The following is a 7,381-nucleotide window of genomic DNA, read 5'->3' as shown; positions in this document are numbered from 1 at the left end:
GATGTCTGACGTCTATCATCTATCGTCTATCGTCTGACTTTTATTTCCGCCCATAAGAAAAACGCCCATGGATAACCATGAGCGTTTCTGCCATTCGGAAACGGATTAACGTTTGGAGAACTGGCTTGCTTTTCTTGCTTTCTTGAGGCCGTATTTCTTACGTTCTTTCATTCTTGGATCACGGGTGAGCAGACCGGCACTCTTCAGTACTTTTCTGTAGTCTGCGTCTACGTCCAGAAGTGCTCTGGAGATGCCGTGACGGATAGCGCCTGCCTGGCCTGTACGTCCGCCGCCCTGTACGTTAGCGATAACGTCGTAAGCGGAGGTGGTTCCGGTCAGTTCCAGCGGCTGTTTAATGATGAGTTCAAGAGTAGCCAGATCGAAGTAATCCTTCAGATCGCGGCCATTGATTGTAATATTACCCTGTCCCGGTACCAGACGGACTCTGGCAACGGATGTCTTTCTGCGGCCGGTGCCGTAGTATGTAGCTTCTGCCATTTCTTATTTCCTTCCCTTCCGGTTAACGGATATCAAACTTTAATTCTTCAGGTTTCTGTGCTGCATGCGGATGTTCGCTGCCTGCATAAACATGAAGTTTACGATACATCTGGGCACCGAGCTTGTTCTTCGGGAGCATGCCGCGAATAGCATGTTCTACAACCCATACCGGTCTTTCACGAAGAGCATCTCCGGCCTTCTGGTATCTGTCGCCACCGATGTAGCCGGTGTAGTGGAAGTAAACTTTCTTCAGTTCTTTCTTGCCTGTCAGAACGACTTTGTCTGCATTGATGATGATGACATTGTCACCGGTATCAACATGCGGTGTGTAGGTAGGTTTATTTTTGCCGGACAGAACTTTGGCAACGTTAGCAGCCAGGCGGCCAACGGTCAGTCCTTCAGCATCTACGATATACCATTTACGGGTAATGTTGCCCGCATTGGCCATAAATGTGGTTTTCATTGTAAATGATTCCTCCTGAATAAAAAACAGAACCGCAAGACATCGTCCTTCCTCCGGGGCTAGTGGTTTCCGGACAAATCTCACAAGGAGTATTATACCCTTTTAAAAAAGGCCTGTCAAATGATTTTTTGAAATATTTTTTATGAAATGGGACCGCTGCGCGGACCGGATTTCCCCGCACCTATTGTGCTCCTGCCAGGGAAAAGGTGGTGCTTTAGGGCAGCGCCCAGGGAAGCGCTCATCAAAAAAACAGTGAAACCGAAATTCATCCGATTTCACTGTTTATTTCATCTTTTTTCCAGCCTTCCCAGTATTCTTCCTGTAACCAGCGTGAGGAAGAGGTAGATAAGAGCGGTGGTGATGAAGGTTTCCCACACTCTGTAGTACTGGGCGTTGGCGGCGTTGGCCCAGTACATGAGCTCCGGCGTGGCGATGACGGATGCCAGGGAGGAGTCTTTGATGAGGCTGACGAAGGAGTTTCCCAGGGCCGGAATGACGGAGCGGATGGCCTGGGGCAGGATGACCCAGCGCATGCTCTGGAAATGAGACAGTCCCAGGGCGCTGGCTGCTTCCATCTGTCCCGGGTCCGTGGCCAGGATGCCGCCGCGGATGGTTTCTGCAATATAGGCGCCGGCATTGATGGAAAGGGCGATGGCCGCCGCCAGCACGCCGTCGGGTTTTCTCATGATGAGGGGAATGACGCCGAAATAGGTAATAAGTATCTGCAGGAGAAGGGGGGTGCCCCGGATGCTTTCGATGAAGCAGGCCGCAGGGATGGACAGGTATTTCCTGGAGGAAATACGGGCCAGTGCCAGAAAGAGGCCGATGAAGAAGCCTGCTGCCATGGCAATGAGGGAGAGCTTCACCGTCAGAAGGGCGCCGGAGACAAAGAAGGGCGCATATTCTTCCAGTATGGACAATTTGAAATCAACCATTTCCATCACCCCTGTTTCAAGGAAGCCAGCGTTTTCTCATCAGGCTTTGTATGGAACCATTTCTCATAAATCTTCCCGTAGGTACCGTCCCTCACCATATCGGAAAGGGCTTTGTCCAGTTTCTGCTGCAGTGCCTGCCCTTTGTCCTTCGGATAGAGAATGCCGAAATATTCCGGCGTGAAGGCTTCGTCATCGTATACGATTTTCAAGTGCTGATCCGGATAGGAGGCGCAGATGGATTTCACCGACGTTTCATCCCCCACCAGGGCATCCACCTGGCCGCCGATGAGCATCTGGATGGACATGGGCGTTTTCCGGATGGCCGGGTTATTCTTCCCCATGAGCTTTTCCAGTGCCTCCTGGCCGGTGGAACCGTTCTGCACCGCCACCGTTTTCCCCTCCATCAGGTCTTTGGCAGAGGAAATATTTTCATCTTCCCGAACCAGGATGGCCTGGCGGGATACGAAATAGGGCCGGGAAAAGAGGTAGGTGACCTTCCTGTCATGGGTGATGGTAATACCGGAAATGGCAGCGTCCGCCTGTCCCGTGCGGATCTGCTCAAAAATAGCCTCCCAGCCGGCATCGGTAATATCCGGCGTAAGGCCCGCCCTTTTGGCCGCCTCTTCTATGAGGTCGATATCAAAACCTGTGATTTTTCCATCCTTCAGGTATTCAAAGGGATTCCAGTTTGCATGGGTTACAATGTGCACATGACCGGGAGCGGAAGCAGCGGGAGCCTCCTTCCCGCAGCCCGACAACAGCACACACCCCGCCGCTATACAGGCGGCCCCTAACATCATCCAACGCTTCATCACTTGATTCCTGTCCTTTCTACTACAGAAGCCCCTCCGCTTCCTTTACTCTTTTCCTATCTATTATACTATCCAGGATTTTATAATACAAGTTGTTCGCTAAAATATTATTTGTAAGGGAGAGATGTATAATAATATTGATTGTGCCCCCTCTTCGAGGGGGAAAGGTGGTGGCGCCAGCCAGCAAAGGGGGGTGCTCCCTCCTTCGCCCGTCAGGGCGGTTATATGGTTTTATTGTAAGAGGCGCCCCCCATATTTCCAAAAGGGCGCTCACCATGGCCTTTGCCCCTTGAGCGTCAGCGGCCACAACCTTTGGCCCGTGCGGTAGCACAGGACCATATGCCCCTCTGCCGCGCAGCGGCAGGCCCCTTCGGGAATACTGACTAGCTCACTAATTCACTACCCTGTTTTTCATACTGGCGCCTTCTATGATTTAAAAGGCGCCTGCCACAACCTTCACGGCCGAAAGCCGTGTCAAACATCTGAACTTTTTGAACCCTCTCAACCCTCACACCCTTCAGGGCGCGTAAAAAAGCCCCGCTGCCTTTCGGCAGTGAGGCTTTTCTGTCAAAGCGTCCCTATGGGATGTAGGCCCTGGTGGCATGGCCTATGATGGATAAATGAAGGTCGGTGAGAAGGGACATGCGGATAGGAAGGACTCTTCCCATTTCTTCGTAGATATCCACTTCCGATTCTTTGATTTTCTGCATGAGGATGGACAGTTTTTCTTCCATTTCCGTCCAAAGTTCCACCAGTTCTTCCGCTTTCTTCATATTCCTCTGAAGAACTGCGGAGCAGACGGCAGAGGAAGCGGCAGGGGCCGTTTTCCTTCCCAGGAGGCAGAAGGCCGCCTTGGCAAAGGAGAAGACCGGTTTTCCGTCCAGTTTTCTTTCCACATAGAGAAGACGGAGAACCATGAGGAGGGCGGAGCAGCCTACGCCGAAGTCAAGGCCCAGCCAGAAGGAGTCGGCTCCCAGGCCGGTGTGGCTGTCCAGGAAGAGGCTCATGGGGAAGCAGCCGCCCCAGTAGGCAAGGACCATGAGGATGAAGGAAATACGGGTATCCTTGAGACCCCGGAGAATGCCCTGGATAGGGGTGGAAATGGCGTCGAAAATCTGCCAGCCGGCGCTGTAGATGAGGAACTGTCCTGCAATGAGGGCTACTGCTGCATCGTCGGTATAGACGGAGCCGATGGAGCTCCGGAAAAGGACGGTGAAGGAGGAGGTCATGAGGGCCCCTGCCATGGCTACGATGAAGCCTGCTTTCTTATAGCGGCGGGCCATGGCCATGTCCCCTGCTCCCACTTCGGTGGCGATAAGGATGGTAAGGGCCATGGAGCAGGATACGGGCAGCATGTATACCAGGCTGGCGAAGTTGTCGGCAATCTGGTAGGCAGCAAGAGCGTCGGTGCCATAGCGGGCAAGGAATACGATGATAAGGCTGAAAAGGCTCATTTCCATGAAAATGGAAAGTCCGCTGGGTACACCTACCACCAGGTATTCTTTGATGTCAGCCATGCGGAGGGAAAGGCTTTTGAAGATTTCCCTGCCTTCCAGTTCTTTCGATTTCAGAACCACCAGAAGGAAGAGTCCCAGAAGGACGCCGTAGGTAATCATGGTGGCAAGGCCGGCGCCGATGCCGCCTAAGGCAGGCATGCCGCCGTGGCCGTAGATGAAGAGGTAGTTGAAAATGCCGTTCACCACAGGAGCCATGAGGAAGAGTTTCATGGAAATGGACGTGGAGCCTGCGGTGTCGGTGAGGCAGCGCAGGGGAATCATGAGGGCCATGAAGAATACCACGCCGATCATGGTCATAAGGTAGTACCGGGCAATGTGCTCCACCGCCGGCTCCAGAGCCAGGGAGGCCATGAGGCTGTCGATAAAGAGGAAGTAGCCTGCCGTAAAGAGGGCCCACACGGAAAGGCCGATCACCATGCCGCTTCTCACGATGAAGGGCAGTGATTCTTTTTCCTTCCTTCCGATGAGCTGGGCCATAAGGGGCGTACCCGCCATGAGAAGGCCGATGATGGAAGCCAAGAGGGGATAGAAAAGCCCCGCCCCCACCGATACGCCGGCCAGATCGTCGGCACCGGCATGACCTGCCATGGTGGTATTGATAAAAGTCACTCCCGCTGTGGATACCTGGGCCACCAGAATCGGTATCATCACAGACAGCAGCTTAGAAATATCTTTTTTCACGAAAAACATATAAATGCACTCTCCAGAAATTTCATCAAAAAAAACGCCCCGTGGCGTCATCTGATGAAATCACTGTAAGAGCTGCTTTTTTCAGAGAACACTGAAAAAAAGCCTACCCCTTGAAAGTTTCATGAACTTCGCCGCGCAGGGTTTCCCCCGCCCGTTTCATGCAGCGAAGGAAGCCGGACATCCCGTGACAGATGCCCCGTCATTCGGTTTTACAAAAGGAACAGCAGACCCGAAAACAGGCAGGCCGAAAAGCCATCCCCCTGCCCCGATGAAACCTTTGAAGAAGGAGGCAAATGGAGAAAGAATGCGCTTGAAATTGAAATTCACCCGGGACGGTACCAGAAGATTGGCTCCTTCCACATAGAAGTAAGCCATGGCAAAAAGAAGATACATACTGCCGTACATCTCCAGGTCCATCAGTTCATTGATTTCCATATTGTCCTCCTTTCTTTGCTGAAATAAACGTCTTTTTTGAAATGGGAAGGACTATGATATAATAAATGTATAAATATATAGCCAATCCATACCATTTCATTCATCTTCAGACGTGAAATGCAGAAATTTCTTTATTGGTATTTTTAATACCCACTTATAGTATACTACTATAACAAGAAAAAAGCAAATCTTTCGATATCCTTCCGGGAACTTCTCCCTATTGTGAAATCAGGTGGCAATTATGAAATTAAATTTCACTTCCCTGGAATATTTCCTGAAAGCGGCAGAAATGGAACATCTTACCAAAGCTGCGGAAGCCCTCCATATCGCCCAGCCCGCCCTGTCCCGCACCATCCGCGGACTGGAAGAGGAGCTGAATGTCACCCTCTTCGAAAAGGAAGGACGAAACATCCGCCTCACCAGGGACGGCCATATCCTTTTGAAATACACGGAAAATTTCCTCCGGGAATACAAGGCCATGCAGCAGGAACTGGAAGACTCCCGGAACCTGCAGCAGCTCAAGGTAAACCTTTCCATCCTTTCTGCCACCAAACTCATCCCCTCCTTCCTGGCGGAATTCAGGAAAGCCCATCCCGAAGCCATACTGGAAATCATCAACCCCAAAATGCAGGCCTCCGCCAGACATGCGGATCTCACCCTCTACTCCAGCATCCATCACATTGATGACGACCATACAGTCACCCTTTTTAGGGAAAACCTGGTCATGGTCCTTCCCCTCGCCGACCGTCACGCCCGCCTCCCCTATGTGAACCTGGAAGACTTCGCCCATAAGAACTACATCGCCCCGCCCAAGGGATTCGTCCTCCGGGACATTCTGGAAACCTTCTGCCAAAAAGCAGGCTTCTCCCCCAAAGTGGTGATGGAAAGCGACAACCCCGACACCATCCACGAATTCGTCAATGCCGGTCTGGGCATCGCCCTGGTTCCCCAGATGACCTGGTACGGCGCCTTCAGCGGTCTTGCCGCCCTCCCTGTAGGAGACATGGACTGCCACCGCTACCTCAACCTCTCCTGGAAAACCGAAGGCAAACTCTCCCTCTCCGCCGTGCTGCTGAGGGAATACATCGTAGACCACTTCTGGGAATACGTAAGAGAAAAAGCAAACAGCGAATTTCCCATGTGATTGGACACACCTTCGGTGTGAGGGTTGACGGGACTTCGCCCCGAAGGTTGTGGCCGCCTGATGGCGGCGGGTTGTGTAGAAGGGTTGCGGAAAAAGGTTCTTAGGATTGATGGGCCCTTTCGGGCCCAAGGGTTCTTAAGTTTGACGGCCCTTCGGGCCGAGGGTTGTGGTATCGCCCTATCGGGCGATGAGTATAAAGTCAGCGTTACGGGATTTACTTTCAGTGTCATATGACAGAAAAGCATTACGTCGATCAGCCACCTCCGGTGGCTTTTTTCCCCCCTTTGGTGCCTTACGGCACCACCTTCCCCCCGCGGAGCGGTGGGACAATAAAGATCCGCAAAGCAGTCCTTTCATAAATCGCTCAAGACATAGCGGAGCTTTATAGTCCCCTGTGGAGGTCCTGCATAGGACCTCCAAGTGGGGCGAAGTAAGGCGCCCAGCCTGCCCGTTAAGGCGCTTTCCTTTTGCCGCCCCACCGAACTGCGGTGGCAAGGGAACTGGATTCGCAGGGAGCCGTAGGCGACTGAGAATCCAGTGACACGCTTCCCAACGGGGCGGAAAGGTGGTGGCACCAGCCACCAAAGGGGGAGTCACCGGAATGGTACATGAAGTATATGACTCGCCTGTTTTTTTCTCCATGTCCCTCGTTTCCCCTTGAGGGCAAATGCCTTGAAGAGGCAAAGAGTGTACGGGGCTGAGCAGCAATATGATACTCTATCATTTTTCTGACTGCCAATCGGCGGCCCCCTGAGCGAAGCGAACACAACCCTTGGCACCAAGGGCCGGAGGCCCGATGGATGCCATACGCCCCTCTGCGCCGCAGGCGCAGGCCCCTACGGGAATACCGGAAAGCACCGCGCCGATCCCAATCCCGATCCCGAACC

The 7,381-nt window shown here is 52.7% G+C and carries 7 protein-coding genes; 1 reads left to right on the top strand and 6 read right to left on the bottom strand.

The features are described from left to right. Window positions 1-105: 105 nt before the first annotated feature. The 6 genes from rpsI to B2Y11_RS08395 all read right to left on the bottom strand — a co-directional run bounded on the left by rpsI (window position 106) and on the right by B2Y11_RS08395 (window position 5,350). Window positions 106-498 (bottom strand): 30S ribosomal protein S9, encoded by a 393-nt coding sequence (rpsI, locus tag B2Y11_RS08420; RefSeq protein ID WP_008859421.1) that lies wholly within the window; start codon window positions 496-498, stop codon window positions 106-108. Between the two features lie 22 nt (window positions 499-520). After that, on the bottom strand, window positions 521-961 hold the full coding sequence (gene rplM, locus B2Y11_RS08415) for a 50S ribosomal protein L13 (protein ID WP_291058012.1): 441 nt from the start codon (window positions 959-961) through the stop codon (window positions 521-523). A 287-nt stretch (window positions 962-1,248) separates the two neighbouring features. Further along, on the bottom strand, window positions 1,249-1,896 hold the full coding sequence (locus B2Y11_RS08410) for an amino acid ABC transporter permease (protein WP_291058011.1): 648 nt from the start codon (window positions 1,894-1,896) through the stop codon (window positions 1,249-1,251). A gap of 5 nt (window positions 1,897-1,901) precedes the next feature. Continuing rightward, complete coding sequence (locus B2Y11_RS08405) at window positions 1,902-2,660, bottom strand: transporter substrate-binding domain-containing protein (protein ID WP_291058010.1); 759 nt, start codon at window positions 2,658-2,660, stop codon at window positions 1,902-1,904. 626 nt (window positions 2,661-3,286) lie between these two features. Then, a complete protein-coding gene (locus B2Y11_RS08400; protein ID WP_291058009.1) occupies window positions 3,287-4,915 on the bottom strand; it encodes an MATE family efflux transporter in 1,629 nt (542 codons plus the stop codon). 156 nt (window positions 4,916-5,071) lie between these two features. Then, the gene (locus B2Y11_RS08395; RefSeq protein WP_291058008.1) at window positions 5,072-5,350 is read right to left on the bottom strand and encodes a hypothetical protein; all 279 of its coding nucleotides are present in this window, start codon (window positions 5,348-5,350) and stop codon (window positions 5,072-5,074) included. Window positions 5,351-5,591: 241 nt separating this feature from the next. Between B2Y11_RS08395 and B2Y11_RS08390 the strand changes: the two genes are divergently transcribed. Further along, entirely contained in the window at window positions 5,592-6,494 is a 903-nt protein-coding gene (locus B2Y11_RS08390; RefSeq protein WP_291058007.1) for a LysR family transcriptional regulator, read from the top strand. The last annotated feature ends 887 nt before the right edge of the window (window positions 6,495-7,381 follow it).

It is taken from the genome of Dialister sp. UBA1703 (assembly GCA_002320515.1).
Taxonomy (GTDB): Bacteria; Bacillota; Negativicutes; order Veillonellales; family Dialisteraceae; genus Dialister.
The sequence above is the reverse complement of the archived record's forward strand: the minus strand, read 5'-3'. Positions and strand labels throughout refer to the sequence as shown.